This is a genomic window from Paraflavitalea sp., assembly GCF_059502485.1.
In genome coordinates, this window is record NZ_JCACET010000011.1 from 785,899 (window position 1) to 804,650 (window position 18,752).

At 47.1% G+C, this 18,752-nt stretch carries 17 protein-coding genes; 5 read left to right on the plus strand and 12 right to left on the minus strand.

The genetic code is table 11. The features are described 5' to 3' along the window. Position 1: 1 nt before the first annotated feature. From AC5JBY_RS30940 to AC5JBY_RS30965, 6 genes are all read right to left on the minus strand, one after another. Entirely contained in the window at positions 2–3,415 is a 3,414-nt protein-coding gene (locus AC5JBY_RS30940; protein ID WP_495908572.1) for a SusC/RagA family TonB-linked outer membrane protein, read from the minus strand. 346 nt (positions 3,416–3,761) lie between these two features. Further along, positions 3,762–5,024: a FecR family protein gene (locus AC5JBY_RS30945; RefSeq protein WP_495908573.1), complete on the minus strand. Its 1,263-nt coding sequence runs from the start codon at positions 5,022–5,024 to the stop codon at positions 3,762–3,764. 72 nt (positions 5,025–5,096) lie between these two features. Further along, entirely contained in the window at positions 5,097–5,699 is a 603-nt protein-coding gene (locus tag AC5JBY_RS30950; RefSeq protein WP_495908574.1) for an RNA polymerase sigma-70 factor, read from the minus strand. Between the two features lie 117 nt (positions 5,700–5,816). Then, entirely contained in the window at positions 5,817–6,356 is a 540-nt protein-coding gene (locus AC5JBY_RS30955; RefSeq protein ID WP_495908575.1) for a hypothetical protein, read from the minus strand. An 82-nt stretch (positions 6,357–6,438) separates the two neighbouring features. After that, a complete protein-coding gene (locus AC5JBY_RS30960; RefSeq protein WP_495908576.1) occupies positions 6,439–7,053 on the minus strand; it encodes a Crp/Fnr family transcriptional regulator in 615 nt (204 codons plus the stop codon). Between the two features lie 49 nt (positions 7,054–7,102). Further along, entirely contained in the window at positions 7,103–7,543 is a 441-nt protein-coding gene (locus AC5JBY_RS30965; RefSeq protein ID WP_495908577.1) for a YqgE/AlgH family protein, read from the minus strand. A 123-nt stretch (positions 7,544–7,666) separates the two neighbouring features. Here AC5JBY_RS30965 and AC5JBY_RS30970 point away from each other — a divergent pair, with 123 nt between their 5' ends. Next, complete coding sequence (locus tag AC5JBY_RS30970; protein WP_495908578.1) at positions 7,667–9,787, plus strand: ABC transporter ATP-binding protein; 2,121 nt, start codon at positions 7,667–7,669, stop codon at positions 9,785–9,787. A gap of 19 nt (positions 9,788–9,806) precedes the next feature. Further along, entirely contained in the window at positions 9,807–10,565 is a 759-nt protein-coding gene (locus tag AC5JBY_RS30975; RefSeq protein ID WP_495908579.1) for a tetratricopeptide repeat protein, read from the plus strand. On the opposite strand, the gene AC5JBY_RS30980 is transcribed toward AC5JBY_RS30975, so the two are convergent. The 5 genes from AC5JBY_RS30980 to AC5JBY_RS31000 all read right to left on the minus strand — a co-directional run bounded on the left by AC5JBY_RS30980 (position 10,554) and on the right by AC5JBY_RS31000 (position 14,066). Further along, positions 10,554–11,471 (minus strand): helix-turn-helix domain-containing protein, encoded by a 918-nt coding sequence (locus AC5JBY_RS30980; RefSeq protein ID WP_495908580.1) that lies wholly within the window; start codon positions 11,469–11,471, stop codon positions 10,554–10,556. The two genes, AC5JBY_RS30975 and AC5JBY_RS30980, sit on opposite strands and share 12 nt — an antisense overlap. A gap of 17 nt (positions 11,472–11,488) precedes the next feature. Next, the gene (locus AC5JBY_RS30985; RefSeq protein WP_495908581.1) at positions 11,489–12,295 is read right to left on the minus strand and encodes an SDR family oxidoreductase; all 807 of its coding nucleotides are present in this window, start codon (positions 12,293–12,295) and stop codon (positions 11,489–11,491) included. Between the two features lie 90 nt (positions 12,296–12,385). After that, positions 12,386–13,279, minus strand: coding sequence for an alpha/beta fold hydrolase (locus AC5JBY_RS30990; protein WP_495908582.1), 894 nt, complete (start codon positions 13,277–13,279; stop codon positions 12,386–12,388). A 17-nt stretch (positions 13,280–13,296) separates the two neighbouring features. Then, positions 13,297–13,749, minus strand: coding sequence for a cold-shock protein (locus AC5JBY_RS30995; protein WP_495908583.1), 453 nt, complete (start codon positions 13,747–13,749; stop codon positions 13,297–13,299). Positions 13,750–13,802: 53 nt separating this feature from the next. Beyond that, positions 13,803–14,066 carry a short-chain dehydrogenase gene (locus AC5JBY_RS31000; RefSeq protein ID WP_495908584.1) on the minus strand — a complete coding sequence of 88 codons (264 nt, stop codon included), beginning with the start codon at positions 14,064–14,066 and terminating at the stop codon, positions 13,803–13,805. A 410-nt stretch (positions 14,067–14,476) separates the two neighbouring features. Between AC5JBY_RS31000 and AC5JBY_RS31005 the strand changes: the two genes are divergently transcribed. The 3 genes from AC5JBY_RS31005 (at position 14,477) to AC5JBY_RS31015 (ending at position 17,856) form a co-directional block, all read left to right on the plus strand. Further along, positions 14,477–16,348, plus strand: coding sequence for a tetratricopeptide repeat protein (locus tag AC5JBY_RS31005; RefSeq protein ID WP_495908585.1), 1,872 nt, complete (start codon positions 14,477–14,479; stop codon positions 16,346–16,348). 103 nt (positions 16,349–16,451) lie between these two features. Further along, positions 16,452–16,736, plus strand: a complete 285-nt coding sequence (locus AC5JBY_RS31010; RefSeq protein WP_495908586.1) for an antibiotic biosynthesis monooxygenase family protein — start codon at positions 16,452–16,454, stop codon at positions 16,734–16,736. Between the two features lie 301 nt (positions 16,737–17,037). Continuing rightward, positions 17,038–17,856 (plus strand): hypothetical protein, encoded by an 819-nt coding sequence (locus tag AC5JBY_RS31015; protein ID WP_495908587.1) that lies wholly within the window; start codon positions 17,038–17,040, stop codon positions 17,854–17,856. 90 nt (positions 17,857–17,946) lie between these two features. Here AC5JBY_RS31015 and AC5JBY_RS31020 read toward each other — a convergent pair whose 3' ends face one another. Continuing rightward, positions 17,947–18,549, minus strand: coding sequence for a hypothetical protein (locus AC5JBY_RS31020; protein ID WP_495908588.1), 603 nt, complete (start codon positions 18,547–18,549; stop codon positions 17,947–17,949). Positions 18,550–18,752: the final 203 nt, after the last annotated feature.

Genomic DNA, 18,752 nt, shown 5'->3' on the forward strand with positions numbered 1-18,752 from the left:
GTTAAAAGGTTGCAAACAGGGCAAAGCTGATTTGGCGGGTGAAGGGATAAGCGAGACCACGTTCCTGGCGTACAGTAGAGAGGTAAAACAACTCTCCTGTATTTGCCGTAAGGGTCAGCGATCTCATACTCAGCCTACGCAATAATGCCCGGTTGATAACATCGTACGTGAGGCTCACGTTTTGGCAAACGAGCGTGCTCTCATTCTGCACGAAGCGTGAAGAAGGACTCACTACCCCGGTTTCATTGATACCACGGAAGCCTACTTTATCACCAGGTTTCTGCCAACGATCGCTGAATACGCGTTGGTCCACGTTCAGCCACTTGTCGGCCTCCTCGATTTTATCGATCAGCGTTTGGTTGTAGAGCTGGCCACCAAACCGATAACCGAAAGAAGCATTCAGGGAAAGCCCGGCATAACGAAGTAATGTGCTGAAGTTGCCACGGTATTTAGGTTGAGACAATCCTACATTAACCCGGTCTGCCGCACTCCAGGTATAGGTCATTTCACCAAACCTGTTCAGGAACAACTCCTTGCCCGTGCTGGGATCAATACCTAATGAAGGCACTGCGTAGATCGTGTTCTGAGAAGCACCTACCCGTATGATCTTGTTGGGAACATTGGAGGTGTAATCGAATTGCAATGCCAGTTTTTCATTGGCAGCTTTCATAGCTTCCGACAGTTCTACGATCTTGTCCTGCACATGGGCAATATTACCCGTCACAGACCACGAGAAGCGTTTTTTGTCGTTGCGCAGTATCGTAACACGCAGGCTCAGTTCCCAACCTTTCTGCTGCAGCTGGCCGATGTTCTCTACATAGTCTGTAAAGCCATTGGAGAATGGAAGCTCAACAGAAGAAAGCAGGTTGGAGGTATTTTCTACATAGTAATCAGCCTGAATACCGATGCGATTATTTAAGAGATCGGCTTCGATGCCAATATCCGTTTTATCCGTTTGCTGCCACTGCAGATTGGGGTTACCCAGCCTTTGCTGGTTAGCGCCAATCCAGTTTTTATACCGGTCATTGATCACATAAGAATACGTAGCCAGTGTTTGGTAAGCAGAGAAGGACTGATTACCGGTAACGCCATATGAACCACGCAGCTTCAACCGGTTTAAATAAGTAAGGTCTCTGAAAAACCTTTCTTTGTGCAGGTTCCATCCGGCACCCACCGCATAGAAAGGAGCAAAGCGTTTGTCGGTACCAAACTGAGAGGCGCCATCGAGGCGATACGTCGCATCTGCAAAATAGCGGTCATCATATACGTAGTTGGCAGTAGCAACCACACCAACCCTGCGTACCGTAGATTCGAATCCACTGGGAGCGCCGTTCTGCTCATATTGCAGCGCCCTGCCCAGGAAGTCGACCGTTTCATCGGGAAAGCCTTCGGCTGTAATGGCATAACTGGTGGATTTACTTTCATACAACTCACCGCTCACCCCTACTGTTAAACCATGTACACCGGCAAACATATTGTAGTAGTTGGCTGCTACCCGGCCGGTAAAGTTGTAGTCTTTTCCTGTTGAAAAAGAGTACCTTCCTTTACGGAAAATATCTGCAGCGGGATACTGTGAAAAAGCAGAATGTGAAGCGGGCTTAAAGTTATCGCCCGAGGTTTGGTTGCTGTTGAAGCTAAGTCCTCCATTCAATGTAAGGTGCTTTACCGGGCGATATTCTACCTGAAAGTTTTCATTGATGTTGGTATATGCCGACTTATTGAACGTATTCAGCGTAGCATCATACATGGGGTTGGCATAAGGTTGCGCGCCTTTTTGAGACTGTTCCCAGAATGTAGCTAAATAAGGCCTGAACGTTGGTACAATGTTTCCATTTGCATCGTAGGGACTCCAATAAGGATTGAGCTTTGCATAATCGCCGAAAGAACCCCAGGGCGATTCATTGCTCTTCGTATTACCGATGCGCAGGTTGTTGGTAAAGTTCAGCTTATTCAAACGATAAGAGATCAGCACCGTACCATTCACCGTTTGGCGGTCGGAGCCTTTCATTACACCGTTGATCTTATTGAACTGCCCTTCCAGCGCATAGCGGAAAGAAGCATCGCCGCCTTCGAGCCTGAGTGAATGGTTCTGATCGAGCTGTGTTTGTATAGGTTTGCTCAGCCAGTCCGTATTCACACCACTCTGCACGATGCCCAGCAGTTCATTATAATATTTTTCTATCTGCAGGTTTGCCTCAGCCGTCTTGGTCGGGTTCACATAATAGCCCGATGCTTTTTCCAATGCCAGTTTATCGCGGGCATTCAGCAAATGATAACTGCTCAGATCAGGGAGGCTCACGTTGACACCACCGCGGTAAGTAAGCCGCAGCTTACCCGCCTGTGGCTGCCGGGTAGTGATCACTATAACTCCATTAGAACCCTGAGAACCATACAATGCAGTAGCAGAACCATCTTTCAGTAATGTAACTTGCTGGATCTCGTTTACGTTGAGGTCCATCATACGCTGGAGCGTGATGGGGAAACCATCCATGATGATGAGCGGAGAGTTCAATGCTGCCGACTGGTATTGGAACTGCTGATCGCTCAAAGCCTGTGAGCCCGCGCCACTACCTGTCTGGAACTGATCGAGGTTGGGCAGGTTCCTGACACCGCGAAGCTGGATCTCCGGCACCCTGTTGGGATCGGAGCCGATCTGGTTATTCGTTACTACATAAAAAGAAGGATCGATATTGCCCAGTGTTACAAATAAGTTACGTCCCTGGAACTCGCGGATCTCTTTATCCGAGATAACGCGCGTAGCGCCTGTATAACTTTCTTTGGGTTTATTGAAGATGCCCGTTATTACTATATCTTCCTGTAGGGTAACAAGACGCGACAGTGAGAAAGTCACCGTCTTTGTATCAGCCTTTACTTTATAAGATGAAGAGATGTGTCCTACGAAGCTGGCTACCAGTACATCGCCCAGGTCGGCGTCGATGGAGAAGTTACCATTTGCATCGGCCGTTACTGTTTTTTTGCCTTTGATTGAGATGGTGGCGCCAGCCAGCGGAATACCTATACTATCTGTTACCTTTCCCGTAATGGGTTGCGCATCCTCGATGATCTGCTTGTATACCTGCAGTAGTGAATCTGTCGGGTAAGGAGTAATCTTTATTCCTCCCAATTTGCGGGCAATGTGAATGGTTTTTCCCGAGATCACATAATTGAGTTCCTGGTCTTTCAGTACCACATTCAGGAAATCACGCAGCGGCATGTTCTGAGCAGTAACAGATACCGGTTTCGTGTCGTTCAACGTTCCTTTCGTACTGAAAAGAACATAACCTGTTTGTTTTTCAATGTCGGCGAAGACCTGTTTCAGGGTCAGGTTCTTACCGGAAAGCGTCACACTTTGTGCCACGCCCGAAGCATGGGCGTGCATCAAAGCCACAGTCAGAAAAAAGATCGTCAATCTCATAACCAGTAGAATTTTGGTTAGGTTGTGGCGACCCGCACGCTTAGTGGCCTTGAAAGGCCGGTAAGCTGGCACACCGGAAACGGCGGCCATAGCGGACAAGCCACAATCAGCAATTTTTTGCATAAATTGTGAACAGGTTTTGGTTGTAAAAAAATGATAATAGACACTCATTTGGATCAGCCCAAACTACGCCGGAGGTGGAGCAAACACTTCCGGTTTGTTTTTTTTGAGCTTATCCATGTATGGCAACAGGCCGGGCCTGGGGTCATCCTTGGTAATAGGCAAAGCAATTCACTTCTGTTACAGAAGATTCATAATGATAAGGGATAGGATGTGGTCGGTATTATCAGGGAAGAACGATCAGTTTTCTATCTTCTATTCTAAAATGTATATCAGATTTTTCGAGCATTACTAACAGGTCTTTCAAAGGAACATCTTTGGTCATCTTGCCTTCGAACTCTATTTTGGGTATTCCTTTTTCGTAGGCTACTTCTATATCATACCAGCGTTCTATCTGCCGCATTACTTCGCCAAGGGAAGCGCCTTCGAAATTGAACAACCCATTTTTCCAGGCCATTACTTTATTGATATCCACTTTATTATTGACAACTATTACACCAGCCCCACCGGTGTTGCTATGATGCACTACCTGCGCTTGCTGACCAGGTTTTAGATCCCGGTAAATAGGAGCATGGCTGATGCTGGGTATTAATGAGTAAACTTTTACGCTGCCTTCCAGTAATGTGGTATTGACACTCGCCTCATTGTCGTACGCATTTATATTGAAGTGCGTACCCAATACTTCTATATTAGCTTTGCCATCCGCGCCCACTAAAAAAGGCTTTTGTGCATTATGAGCTACTTCAAAATATGCTTCTCCTTTTAATGACACATAGCGACTATCTCCAACGAATACAGTGGGATAGCGCAATGAGCTGGCTGCATTGAGCCATACATGCGTACCATCGGGCAGCGTTAACTGAAACTGACGGCCCTTGGGGGTGGTCATCGTATTGAACATAACTTCACCTTCGGTAGCACCAGCCGGATCATAGGCAAGCACCCCACCCTTCAGCACTACCTGCGTACCGCTTTGAGTGGTCACCACACCATTACCCAGGCTGTCCAGCACTACCTGCGAGCCATCATCCAGCGTAAGAACAGCGCCATTTTTGCCAGGCTCAATAGGTTTGGTATTAACGGCATAATCAGTACGCGACGCTTCATTGGCATTCATTTTCCAGAAATACAAACCAGCACTCAGCGCAAGGATAACAGCCGCCGCTGCCCATCCCCACCTGCGCATAAAATGTACACGGTGCACAGGGCGCATCTGCGTGTGTATGTCGATGGCTGGCGCCTCGTTGACTGCTGCCACCGTACCTGTGATTTTCTGTGCACCACCAGCCAACCGCTCTTTCCAGAAGGCAATGTCTTCTGCATCGCCAGGTTCAAAAGCTTCTATGTTTTGCTCTATATAAGCAGTGACTGTTTCATCATGGTTACCCGTCCGCAACAGGGTTAGCAACTCATTCACCTCGCCGGAAGTAGCTTCCCTGCGGGCGTATTTCTCCAATAAATGAATAATATGCTGACTACCTGTTGTCATAGTAAAAAAGACGGTCCGGATCACCATCCGCTCTTATAGACGATCGGCAGAAAGGGATGTACCAAACCATTATTAAATAATTTTTAAAAAAATAAGGAGTATCAAAATGCCGGTAATATCGCCATGCTCTAATAAATAGGACCGGATGTTTTGCAATGCCAGGTTGAGCTGGTTGCGGACGGTATTGCGGGAAAGTTCGAGCTCACGGGCTATCTCTTCGTAACTCAGCCCCTGTTCGTTGCGCATTCTAAAGATCAATGCGCGTTGGGCAGGCAATTGCTGAACAGCCTGCCGGAATAGTTTTTCGCCTGTTTGGAAATCCAGTTGATCCTGTGTAGTGTTGAGGCTGGACTGCTGGAGATAGCGTCCCATGTGTTGCTGGAGCTTCACTTCATGCTCTTTGCGCCGGAGGTGGTCTTTGGTGCGGTTGGCAATCATCCGGTATACGAAACCGGCGGGGTATTCAATGTCGCCGATCGTTTCGCGGATGGACCAGAGCTTAACAAAGGTGTCCTGCACAATTTCTTCGGCCCAGAGATCAGACCCTAAAAACCGGGCTACATAGATCGCTAATTTGACAGCATAGGCTTCATAAAATTCGGCAAATGCCTCCGCATCGCCCTGGGCGATACGCCGAAACACCAGTCTATCACCTTGTAAAGCGCTCTTGTCCAATTATTTAATACAGTTTTTAGGGTATCCATACCGAGGAATAAGGTGGCTTAAAATTAAACAGACTTGTTAACTTTTCGCTATCAAATTTGAGAAACGGCATTTATGGCTCCTTAACACTTATTTGGCCTTACTGAATTTTGCTTCAATGTCTTTGGCAAAGGTCTCTCCTTCTTCCTGCAGGTGCTTCCTGAGAAAGTAGCCACCGAGTCCGCCAATCCAGGCCGCTGCCTGCAGGAAAAGGTGCGGGTAATCAACACCTATCATACACACCAGTTCACTACGATGCGCATCGATTGGCCTGATCTGCATTTCCCAGGGCACTCCTACTTTGGCAGGAAACCACCTCATAACATACGCATCGGAACCGGGTGAATAAAACTGTACATGTTCACGCGAATGGTATTTCAACTCATAGTGCTGCACAATCGTATCCATGCCGATGTTCTCGACATTCACCATCTGCAAAACATCTTCTTTGAAATAGCTTCCCATTGCCTGGTGGGCAGTCGCATAAGACCGATAGTCTGCATCGGTCATTTCAATGATCCATTTGTACAGATCGATCTTATCGGCTGGAAGATCGATGGGAAAGCTGGCGGTGAACCTGACATTGTATTTGGTATCAGGTGTTCTTTGTTGGGATAATTTCGTTGTCATAATTGGTAAGTTTTATGACACAAATTTGGCTACAGACAGCCCGGCAAAACGTTGACGTTGGTTAAGAAGCAATAAGTGGAGGCTATTTCTTCGACAGCCGCTTGCGCAGCCTGCTCAATGATTCGGGCTTTACGCCTATGAAAGAGGAAAGCTGGAACTGGGATATCTGGTCCAACAGTTCGGGCTGGTTATTCATCAGGTGCAAGTAACGTTCTTCAGGGCTCATAAAAAGCAACATCTCTACCCTTTCGTTCATTTGCAGGTATACGTGTTCGGCGATGAGCCTGCCAAAGGTATTCCAGGAGGGCGAAGCGTTGTAGGCTTCCTGTACCTGTTTATAGGGCAACACCAGCACTTCGGCATCCTGCATGGCCTGCCAGTAAAAGTGTGAAGGCTTTTGGGTGAGGAAACTCTGGAAGTCGGTCAGGAAGTTGTTTTTATCCGTAAAGCGGTAGTTGATCTCATTACCATCTTTGTCTACATAATACATGCGAAAATAGCCTTCTACGAGGAAGTAAATATTTTTGGTAACTTCTCCTTCCCGCAACAGGTACTCGTGCTTGCTGATCTTTTTGCTTTGCAGAAAGGAAACCAACAGATCAATATCAGAGGTGGACAACGCTGCGAAACGTTTAACGAAAGTCACAATAGCATCGATGGCCTGTTGGCTGGGTTCATTGTCCGGAAGGTGCTTCATGCGTAGTGTTGGTTACACTTTCCAAGTTACATAATTATAGGGCTCTCCCCTAAAAGAGCTTGCCTTCCTCCGATACCGTCCAGCTGCCTTCTGCCACTTCTGCTTCCAGTTCCTGATCGTCCCAGCCACAGTAACCGATGAACAGCTTAATATCTTTTTCTGTGATCGTTTTGTTATTGATCAATCGAACAGCTTCTTTAAAGTCTCCTCCCACATAGATGTCTGCTTTTACCAGCGCACCGCCCTTGATCAGGTCGGGCCTTTGATGTACAAAATACAGGTGTTCCCGGTCTACCGGGCCGCCGTCATACAGGGGAAACGGCATGCTGTGTTTGAACTCTTCCAGCTCATTGAACTGGCGGGGGAATGGCACGTTGATCACAAATCCCATCGCGCCTTTTGCATTGTGCTCCGTAATGAACAGTTGCGCCTTTTCGAAGAAGGTTTCGTCGAGAAGAGAAGTGCTGCTTAGGAATGTACCTGCTTTCATGGCTTGCAAAATTAGTACAGTAATACCACACATCCATTTCATACCCATAACCGGCCTTCCAGTCTACCCCTACCGTGTTTTCTCCAACTTATTATTATTTTTATACAATTAACTACCAACAACATGGCTGCTCAGACGAATGAGAAGAAGAACGTATGGCTGAATATCTACCGGCTGGTAAAGCCTTACAAGAAAAAGCTGGTATTCGTTTTTACCATTAGCCTGCTGGCTACGGCCGTCTCGCTCATTCAACCACTCATCTACCGGGAAGCCATCAATGATATCACCGGCCTGTTTGTGCAACAGGCGCAGAATGAAGTGAAGAATGAGATGGGAGAAGATACCGAAACGGATGATGCACCAGTGATCCCCCTGTTCGACAAACTGATGGGACACAGAAAACACACGCCTGCACTTGATACTACCATCGAATATACCTACGACACCATCAAGATCGTAAAAGACACCATAGTGCTGGTGCCGGCCAAACATGCACACCGAAGGGGTCGTAACATCCATACAAGAGATCACGACAAGGGCATGATAAAGCGCAAGCAGCAGGTCACCGAAACTAAAGTGATAAAAGAACCGCACACGCGCACCCATGTAGCCGCCCGTACGCCTGCACAGGCTTTTAATACGTTGTTATGGGCCGTGGTGCTGTTGTTTATCATCAATGTACTGGGGCTGGTCTTCTGGCGCATAGGCGAAAACATGAACACGCGGCTATCCTGCAACATCGAAAGGAATTTCATACAACGTACTTTTGGTCATGTACTGAAGCTACCGCTGTCGTTTTTTGCCAAGCGATCGAGTGCGGCGCTGCACAAGCAGATCGACCAGTCGGAAGAAATATCCGGTACGGTTACTTATTTCACCAAGGACATATTACCTGAGATCGTAAGCCTGGTGGGCATCATAGGCATCATGTTCTGGCAAAATCATGTGTTGGCGTTGCTGGCTTTGTCGATCATTCCCATTTACCTGATCATTACCGTTATCTCCACCAGGAAGCTGGAGATGAGCCTGTCGGGCTATTATGAAAAGTGGGAAGAAGTATCGGCCCGCATGCAGGATGCATTGGGCGGTATTAAAACCGTGAAACTATCTGGCGCAGAAGAACGTGAAGTGAGGCGACTGGATGAGCAGGCTACTGCTGCTTATAAAGATTACATGAAGCGCTCCTTTTTATCCAACCGCTATTCCTTCTGGCAGGTATTACTTACTCACCTTGCTACAGCGCTGGTGTTGAGCTACGGCGGCTACCTCGCGCTCCATCACCGCCTCACTCCGGGCGATGTGGTCATGTTTGTAGCTTATCTCGATATGCTGTACTCCCCTATAGACAACCTTGCCAGCATCTGGGCCGATGTACAACAAAACATTACGTCCGTATCCCGCGCCTTTAAACTGCTGGACACAGAAGTGGCTCCCACCACTGGCCATGAGCTTTACCTCGATAAAGGCAATGTAGAATTCAGGGACGTTGAATTTGGCTATACATCCGAAAGGCAGGTATTGCATGGCCTGAGCTTTACAGCAAAGCCGGGTAATATCACCGCGCTGGTGGGCACTTCTGGCGCCGGTAAAACCACCACCGTAGACCTGCTGCTCAAACTCTTTGAACCGCAAAAAGGAGAAATTTATATCGACGGACAACCGCTGTCCTCCATCGATGAGTCTTCTATAAGACGACAGATCGGCATGGTGGCGGCCGATGGCGCCATCTTCCGGGGTACGCTGGCCGACAATATCCGGTACAAGAAACCGGATGCCACGGAGGAGGAAGTAAAAGCAGCTGCCATTGCAGCTGGTATGGAAGGCACTTTACAAAGGCTGCCCGATGGATTGAATACACAAGTGGGTGAAAGTGGTTTTGGCTTATCGGTCGGCGAACGGCAGCGCATCCAGATAGCGCGGGTCATAGTGGCCAAGCCCCGCATCCTGATCATGGACGAAGCCACTGCCAACCTCGACTACAATACTGAAGCGGAGGTCAGGGACACTGTAGCTGCTTTGCGCGCACACAGCACCATCATCGTGATCGCCCATCGCTATTCGATGGTAAAGGATGCGGACCATGTGCTGGTGCTCGATGCGGGACAGGTAGTGGAAGAAGGTTCTCCAGCTACGCTCATCGAGCAGGGAGGCTGGTTTGCCGCCTTTGCCAGCGCTGGTGATGAGGATGAAGAAACAATTGAAGAAGAGGAAGACGAGGATAGTGAGGAAGATGACGAACACTAAACAACGATAAACGTATTTTATGGCGTTCAAAACATTTGTTACAGAGAAGCTTTGGCCATTTCTGGCGGGGGCAGGCAGTGTGCTGGTAATGGTACTGGCCTTCTTTATTCCTTCATTGCAGGATCAGTATGACCGTTATCAGTCGAGAAAGATCATTACGCAATATGAAACGCTGGGCAATGAGTTTTTTAATGAAGAGCGGTACGACATGGCCGAGCAGGCTTATCAGAAGGCTTTTGAATTATCGGACAGCAAACGGCTGGATATCGAGATCAAAAGACTCTCTGCCAAAATAAACCAGGTAAACCTCGATCCCAAATGGGGCGGCACGCTTCCCGAAGAACTAACGGAAATAGACTTCCAGTATGTATTGCATCTGCAACAGGGCAAAGGGCAGGAAAAAGAAAAGGCGGCTACCCTCAATACCTATGGTATCTTTTTATCGAATGCCAAAAGGTTTAAAGATGCAGAAGCCGCCTTTAAAGAATCCATCCTGTTGGACACTTCCAATGCTATGCCTTATATCAATCTTGGTAACCTATACGACCAGCAGGGCAAGAAGACACAAGCGCTACAACAATACCAGCAAGCCATCTCGCTCGATAAAGACAATGCCAGGGCACACTATAACCTGGGCCTGCTGTACAGTGAACAGGCTAATCATAAAGCCGCGCAACAAGAGTTTCATCTTGCCCTGCAGGCCGACACTACCGACTCAGAAGTAAAAGCTCAATATGAACAAGCTACCAGGGCGCTGGAGAAAGATTCAATTAAATGATTCCTTGAACGCAATGGGTGTATGGTTTGTCTTTCGTTTGAATAGCTTGTTGAAGGATTGCGGATGCTCAAAGCCCAATTGATAGGCTACTTCCGCCACTGAAAGACTTGTAGTAGTCAGGTATTCTTTTGCTTTTTCAATCAGTTTCTCATGGATGTGCTGCTGTGCATTTTGCCCGGTTAAGGAACGGAGCATATCGCTTAAATAACGGGCTGAGAGATGAAGTTCTCCTGCGAGGTATTCCACCGTAGGCAGCCCTTTGTTCAACCCTTCTTCTTTATCGAAATAATTGCTCAACAGCTGCTCCATATTGGTAAGCAGGTCGTGGTTAACCGCTTTGCGCGTAATGAACTGCCGCTTGTAAAACCGGTTGCTGTAATTGAGCAGTACTTCAATGTGCGCGATCATCACATCCTGGCTGAAATCATCGATCCGGTTGTTTAGCTCTTCTTTGATATTCTCAAACACACTAAAAACGGTTGTCTTTTCTTTATCCGAGAGATGCAGGGCTTCATTGGCGTCATAAGAGAAAAAGCCATAACGCTTGATATTCGCCGCCAATGGATAGTTCCTGATGAAGTCCGGATGAAAGCACAGGTTAAATCCGTAGTACTCCCCTTCTTGCGTGATCGCGAGTACCTGGTGGGGAGCGGTAAATACCAGTCCTCCCTCATCAAAATCGTAATATCCTTGGCCATATCCCATCCGCTTGCCTTCAACGGATTTCTTGTATGATATTTTATAAAAGTCGAACAGGAACGAATCGGGCATCAGGTCGTGCCGGATGGCTATCTCGGAATTATCGATCAGACTGATCAGCGGATGCAAAGGTTTGGGTAAACCCAGTGTCCGGTGCAGATCGGATATAGAGCTGATCTTTTGTGGCGTATGTTTGCTTTTGCTCACCTTGTAAAATTAATGGATTAGTTGCCTAAAAATATGTCCTCCACCTGCTTTCTGAAAGCCTCGTCGCCCAGTTGCAAACGTTGTGCATAGAAGGCTTGAGCATCCGCTCCTGCCACATAACGCAGTTTGTCTTTTCCATCGGTAGCAGCTTCCCACACTACTTCAGCTATTTGCGCAGGAGACGTAAAGCCCTGGTCGGACATACCAGCAACGGTAGCATTCATTTTATCCTCCCATGCTTTGTAGGCAGGATGTGAAGCACTGTCCAACGAGCGGTCCAGGAAATCGGTTTTAACGCCACCGGGTGAAACGGTCTTGATACTGACGCCTATTTTCTTCAATTCAAAAGCCATGCTTTCACTCCAGCCTTCGAGCCCCCACTTGGTAGCGTGGTACAATGAGTTGAAAGGGAAAGTGATCAGGCCGCCCAGGGAAGTAGTGGTAATAAAAACACCTTGTTGTCTTTCACGGAAGTGAGGAATGAACGCCTGTGTAACCCGGATAACACCGAGCAGGTTGGTATCTACCTGGCGAACCATCTGGTCATCCGAAGTGGCTTCCAGTGGGCCGGACAATCCATAGCCTGCATTGTTGAACACCACATCGATATCTTCCAGCGCCAGGGCCTGCCGTACTGTAGTATGTATCTGTCCAACATTCGTAACGTCCAGCGGCAGGAGCGTTACATTGTCGAGTGCTGCCAGTTCTGTTTCCTTTGCGGGATTGCGCATCGTGGCAATGACGTTCCATCCTTTTGATTGAAATAATTTAGCGGTTGCTTTTCCTATGCCTGCTGAGGCGCCTGTGATAAAAATTGTTTTCATTGTGTTTAATTTTATAACACAAATTTCAGCCGCTGCCGGCAGGCTCATGTTGCCAGATCACAGATAGTTGTAGCCAAAATGACGAACGTGTTATTTACTGATACTGTGGATGATCTCTTGCAGCAGATGATTGAATCTTGCAGGGTTTTCAACCATGGGATAATGCCCGGTTGGGACGCCCATGTCGTACAAGGCATAGTCGATGCCTCCTTTGCGGAGTGCAGCCGTATCGGTAGGAATATAACTGCTGTTAATGAGGTATAACCGCTTTTTCAATGACGCCAGTTTGACGCCAAGGGGGAAACTGTCGGCATGCGCCAGGATATCTACAGCAATTGTTGAATCGGAATGTAGAATATCATTTATTACCTGATGATGAATCAGGCTATCTGTAGAAGGGGTAAACAACTCTTTGTCCATATAACGCATAACCAATTCCGTGTAATGCGTCCTGAAGGTTTCATAAAACTTGTCTGCTTCTTTTTTCCCTTCCGGGGTCAGTACATAACCAATGTTCTTAAAATTATCTACTCCAACTATACCAATTACGCGGTCAGGGTTGGTGAGCGCCGTTTCCACGATGATGGCACCACTCATGGAGTGCCCGACAAGAATAACATTTTTGAGGTCCAGTGCTTTGATAAGGGTCGATACATCAGCGGCATAATTCTCAACCGTCCAGTCTTTCCTGTTCTTACCTGATTTACCAAAGCCTGGCAGGTCGGGCATTACCACTCTGTAGCCGCCGAGCATAAAATAGCTCGCCTGTCTTACCCAGTAAGAGCGGTTGATGCCCCAGCCGTGAATGAATAATAGTGTAGTATCGCCAACTCTGCTGGCGTCGTAGTCGATGTGCACTCCCTGGTTTTCGACCTTTATTTTCTCTTCTGTAGCGGGTTGGGGAGTAGTGGTAGTAGCAGCATTATTGCAGGCAAATTGCAGGACCAATAGAATTCCTGTCAATATGCCTGCTGTCTGCTTCATTTCTTTGCAGTAATTACTTATTTGATCAGCTCTACATTCATTGCAATGAGACCTTTAGGGCTTTTCCCAATCTGGAAAGAAACCCTGTCGTTCTCTTTGATAGGGGCCGTCAGTTCATTTACATGGACAAAGATGCGTTCCCGGCTTTCGGAATCATTAATGAACCCGAATCCCTTATGGTCATTAAAAAAGGCCACCACGCCTGTTCTTGGAGCGTTCGGTTGCCTCGCTTCTTGTTTGGGAACACCAATCTCGATGTCCTCCTGACGGAATGTTTGTTTTATTCTGGGGTCAACAGGGGTGCTGGTAAGGTTACCATTCTCATCCAGATAAGCCATCATATCATCGAGGCTTTTCTTTTCCTTGCCACCGTTTTTGCGCTCCTTCATCTTCTCCTGCTTTTCCTGCTGCTTCTTTACCCGTTGTTTTTCTCTTTCTCTTTTGTTGAATGTATCCTGTGATCTTGCCATAGTTATTATTTAGTGAGGCCTGCCGGGCAGGCTTTAGTTTACTGAAGCTACTATTAACTGAACGACTCTACCGTAGTTAACTTAGTGATCTCTGTACCGTTGAAAATGCGGGCCAGTGTAGCGTCTTTGGAAGACATGTACTTTTTCACGTTTGCTTCGCCAATGATCCTCCAGAAGTTCTTTCCTTTCAGATCCTCATAGTCATTTGTTTTCAAGAAAATGCCTGTAAAAGAGTTCCTTGTTTTAAAACTTACTTTAACAGGATTGCGGTCGTACTCATTTTTCTTCAGAAAGTTGTCGATTTGTTCAATCGTCATATATTATTATTATTGGTTGAAAGATTGATACTCACAGGATAATGTTTTGATGATCTAAGGGAAGGGACTGGTATTTCAACACCTTGTATGGTGGTTGTAGATCGCCGGAAGGTACACCCTTTTTGGCGGATAGGCGGATTTATTTTAAATATTTGTTTTCCAGCTTCTTAAACATGCACTTTTTACATCACCCGCCGGAACCCTACCAATCTGGCTCCATCATCTACCTCATCATAACAGAATTGGGCCCTTTTGGTTGACATTGGGGCCCGGCTTACCGGAAAACCAGTAGAGCCAGCTCCCCGTAAATAGGTAAAATGCCTGTAATTCACAGAATTACACTTAATATAAAGCGACGCTGCTTTAATTTGCAGCATCCTATTACAAGTACCTATCAAGACTTCCCGACTATGGAACACATTATCAAAAGACTCACTTTTGCCCTTATCCTTTTGTTGGCCGCCGGCACCTCTGCCCCGTCATTTGGCCAAACCAGCCCAAAGGCTGAAGCGGCGCTGAACCAGTACCTCGAAGGCAATATAGCCCAGGCCAAACAAACAGCCAATGAAGCCATCAACGCCGATAAGAACGATGCGCTCGCCTATGCCGTAAGAGGCTGCAGCGAACAATTCGATTTCAACCAGGCTGCCGCACAGGCCGATCTTGAAAAAGCCACAAAGCTGAGCCCCGGCAATGGCGCTTACCAGGCGCTGCTGGCCGACTGCTACCGGCTCAACAACAACACGACTGCCCTTTCCAAAACAACAGCTAACAAGGCCATCAGCCTCCTACCCTCACCCAAAACAGCGTTCGAGTATTACGCACGTGCGTTGGCCTATTACACGGTTGAAAAAGACAAAGAGGCCATGGCCGATTTCACCAAATCGATCGAGTTGAATCCCCGCAATGTCCGTTCATTGAGCAAACGCGGCAGCATGTATTACAGCGCCAAGCAGGATGACCTTGCCATAGCCGATTTTACGAAAAGCATCAGTATCAACGCGCGCTATTCGATACCTTATTATTCCCGCGGCAATGCTTACCTCAACCAGCAAAAGCTTGAACAGGCGATAGCAGATTATACGAAAGCCGTGGAGTTTGACCCCAAATTTGCCGATGCCTGGTTCAACCGGGCTGTAGCTTACAAGCGGATGCAGCAATATGAAAAAGCCCTGGCAGATTATTCCAAAGTGATCACGCTTACGCCCAAAGACTTTGATGTGTACAACAACCGTGGCCATGTTTATTACATGCAACAGCAATACGACCTGGCCATGACCGATTACAACAAAGCCATCGAGCTGAATCCTGGCCTGGCCAACTCTTATGTATTCAGGGGCAACACTTACACGCGGAAGAAACAACCTGAGCTGGCGCTAAAGGACCTTAACAAAGCTATCGAGCTGAACCCAAAGTATGCAGACGCGTGGATGGAAAGAGGCCATGTGTATTACAACAGTAAAATGTATGACGAGGCTTTACTGAATTACAACAAGGTGATAGAACTGGCTCCGCAAAATGCCAACGGCTACCTGTATGCCGGTTTTGTGCACCATGATAAACAGCACTTCAACCAGGCGATCAACCATTACAACAAAACCGTCGAGCTCGATGATAAGAATATGTACGCTTATGTGAACAGGGCCGATGCTTACGAAGCTATTGGCAATTCCAAACAGGCCATCGTTGACCGTAAGAAGTATGCCGACCTTGGCGGTAAGATCGCAGCCACTGGCAGCAACACCATGAAGTCGCTGTTCCCTGCCAGCACTTTCGATCCTACACTGGCCAAATCAGGATTGGCCCGCGGCCTCTCTACGATCCGTGGCCGGGCCTGCTCCAAGTTCGACGGGCTCAGGTTTGATGCGGCAGGTGTAAAAGTGGTATTGTTCCCCGTGACGCCCTACCTCGAAGAATGGTATGACATGCGGGATAAGAAAGAAGATAAAAAGACGTCCGTATACATGTCGAACGAAGCAAACCAATACCGCATCGAAACGACTGCCGACAATGAAGGCCGCTTTGCTTTCGAAGGATTGAAGCCCGGCAAATACTTCATCCAGATCATTCATAGCTTCAACCAACTGAAGACCGCGCGGGTCTATACAGGCCAGGATACCCGCCAGAATGGCCCTGTACGCGAGATCACGAATTACTATTATGACCAGGATTATACTGTTGGGCGTTCCAAACGACTGGAGAAATTCGTAGAGATCAAAGAGGATGGTGAAACCAAAAAGATCACGCTTGCCAACGGCCTGATCAAGAGCTGCGCATTCTAATTGCCCCAAACATCTCCCCCTTTCAGGTTATGGAGTTTGTACAATATGGTGATGATCGCAAATGATGGCCCATGCTAATTTGCCTGTCATAAAAACATACACTATGGCAGTACTCATCTCCTCTACAGTAAAAGGACAAACCAAAGAAGGTTACGACAGCGTGTTGGCAGCTGTTAGCGACGCAGTGAAAGCAGCGCCCGGGTTCATTATGCATTTTGCGCATCCCGCCGAAGGCGAATGGCTGGTATATGAAGTGTGGGAATCCAAAGCAGCAGCCGACAAATGGTTTGGCACTTATGTGGTTCCCAACCTGCCCAAAGGCATCCATCCCAAACGTGCTTACCAGGAATTGTATAGCATTGTGATCCCGGACTTACAACTTAAATAGATCCGTACATATCGATATGCTCAACGTTAGGCCGGTTTCCGGCCTAACCTGTTTGTAGACGCTCTTCCCCAGAAAACAAGTCAGAAAGTTATCTTCCTATTAAATTCTCATTAATTACCACAACTCATTAAGGTTAAGTACATTTACTCTTCATAGTTATTTCTCTTTGTTGTACTTTCACAAAATAAGGTATGCATACCCGTCTCCCTGCCCCATTCATCTTCCTTGAAAGCCTTTCTTCTGTATCCCTGGGATAACGCAATCCAATCTTTCTTCTATTTATTTCATTTAAACCTTAATCATGAAACATTACAAACTAATGTTAGGGCTGGTTATTGCCCTTGGCCTTATCACCTCCTGCAAGAAGCACGACTATCCTCCACATGGCGAAGTATGGCAGCTAAGCAAGGTTCAACGTAGCAGCCTTGAGTACAGGTACGACAATCAGCACCGTCTTACGAACATCAACAGGGTACCCTGGGGCTTTGGTCCTAATTTCCAGATCACGACTGATCAACTGGGACGGCCACTTACTTTAAAGGATTCCATTTCACCCAACAGCCCTGATCAGTTTATTTACCAGTATGGCAAACTGACAGGGATCAGTGGAAGCCAGACTACACCTACTACTTTTACGTATGATTCGAAAGGACGCATAATCCGGAAAGATGGCAACGCGAATTACTACAGTTATGTGATCTATGAGTACGAAGGCAATTCGCGCAACTTCAAACGTGCGTCGTTTTTCTCCAACTCCTCAACGGCCCGTGCAACCTCAGAACCTGCTGCCGACGTGATCATAGAGTACACACGCGACAACAAAATAAACCCGTACAGCACTATCGCCAATTCGAATGTCATTCCTTTCTTTTTCGCCGAATACATGGGACCCACGTTTTATGATCCCGTAGTACCCAACAATTCAGTAAAGGAGGAATACTTTGGAAGAGTGGACACCGGCTACTTCAAGTTCATGGAACACCAGTACACCTATGTGTATGAAAACGATTATCCGACAACCTTTACATTTCAGTACATCTCTTACAGTTTCCCCAACGGAACACCCAGTTACGCGCCCCCTCAACCCGGTGGCTATACGTATACTAAGTGGCACTATTAATAAGTTGTTGATCGCTCCCTTTTCCTTTAAATCCGAACCGGCGGCCTATGTGGCCGCCGGTTCTATTTTTAATAATATGGAAGTAAATGATTACTGCAACAACCGGTATGTAATACCATTTCCATACGCGAAGCCAATCACTCCGCGGTTCACCGTGTAATAAGCCCTGGTGAGCTGGTTACTGCTGTTGGAAACGCCGTTGCTGATCTCCAGCACGCGATTGTAGGTATAGGTACCGCCAATGGCCAATGAATCGAAGCACATTTGGCGAGGCGCATTGCAGGAAGGCTGGGAAGTACCTTCAATGGTAGCGAAATCAAAACCGGCTCCTATCTGGTAATTATCTTCGGGAGAAAAAATAGACAGGAATACAATGGGGCGGCTGTCGACAGACATATTGATAAACGGTTTTCCACCCACGGTCATATTGATCTCCATGAACTCTTCATATACATATGCCTCACAAGTGGCGCAGGCAGACTTCTTGGTGGTGCCACGCTTCACATTTACCGCCGCTTCGATCGTAGCTCCCTGGTTGCTGGTAAACTTTACTGTTTGACCATTACCATAAGGAAGCATTTGCTTGAGTTGATCGGAAAGAAATAACGTTTGCAGATCCTGCTCTTTTTTACTGCAGGCTGCCAATAAACATAGTATAAACAAGGCGCACCATGAAATGCTCGTTCTCATCATAATCATTATCTGTTAAGGGGCATCCAGTTGTTACAACCGGCCGGTCAACGCAATAAAGAAACAAACTTTTAGCGTAACCTCAAAGCCCGTAAGGTCATCAAGCCGTTATATTTGGGAACCTTCCCTGCAACCGGGAATGTTCCCACTAAAAAAATGAATTCCTTTTCCTTTGATAAGTAATGGTTATTGCAAAGATTGTGTAT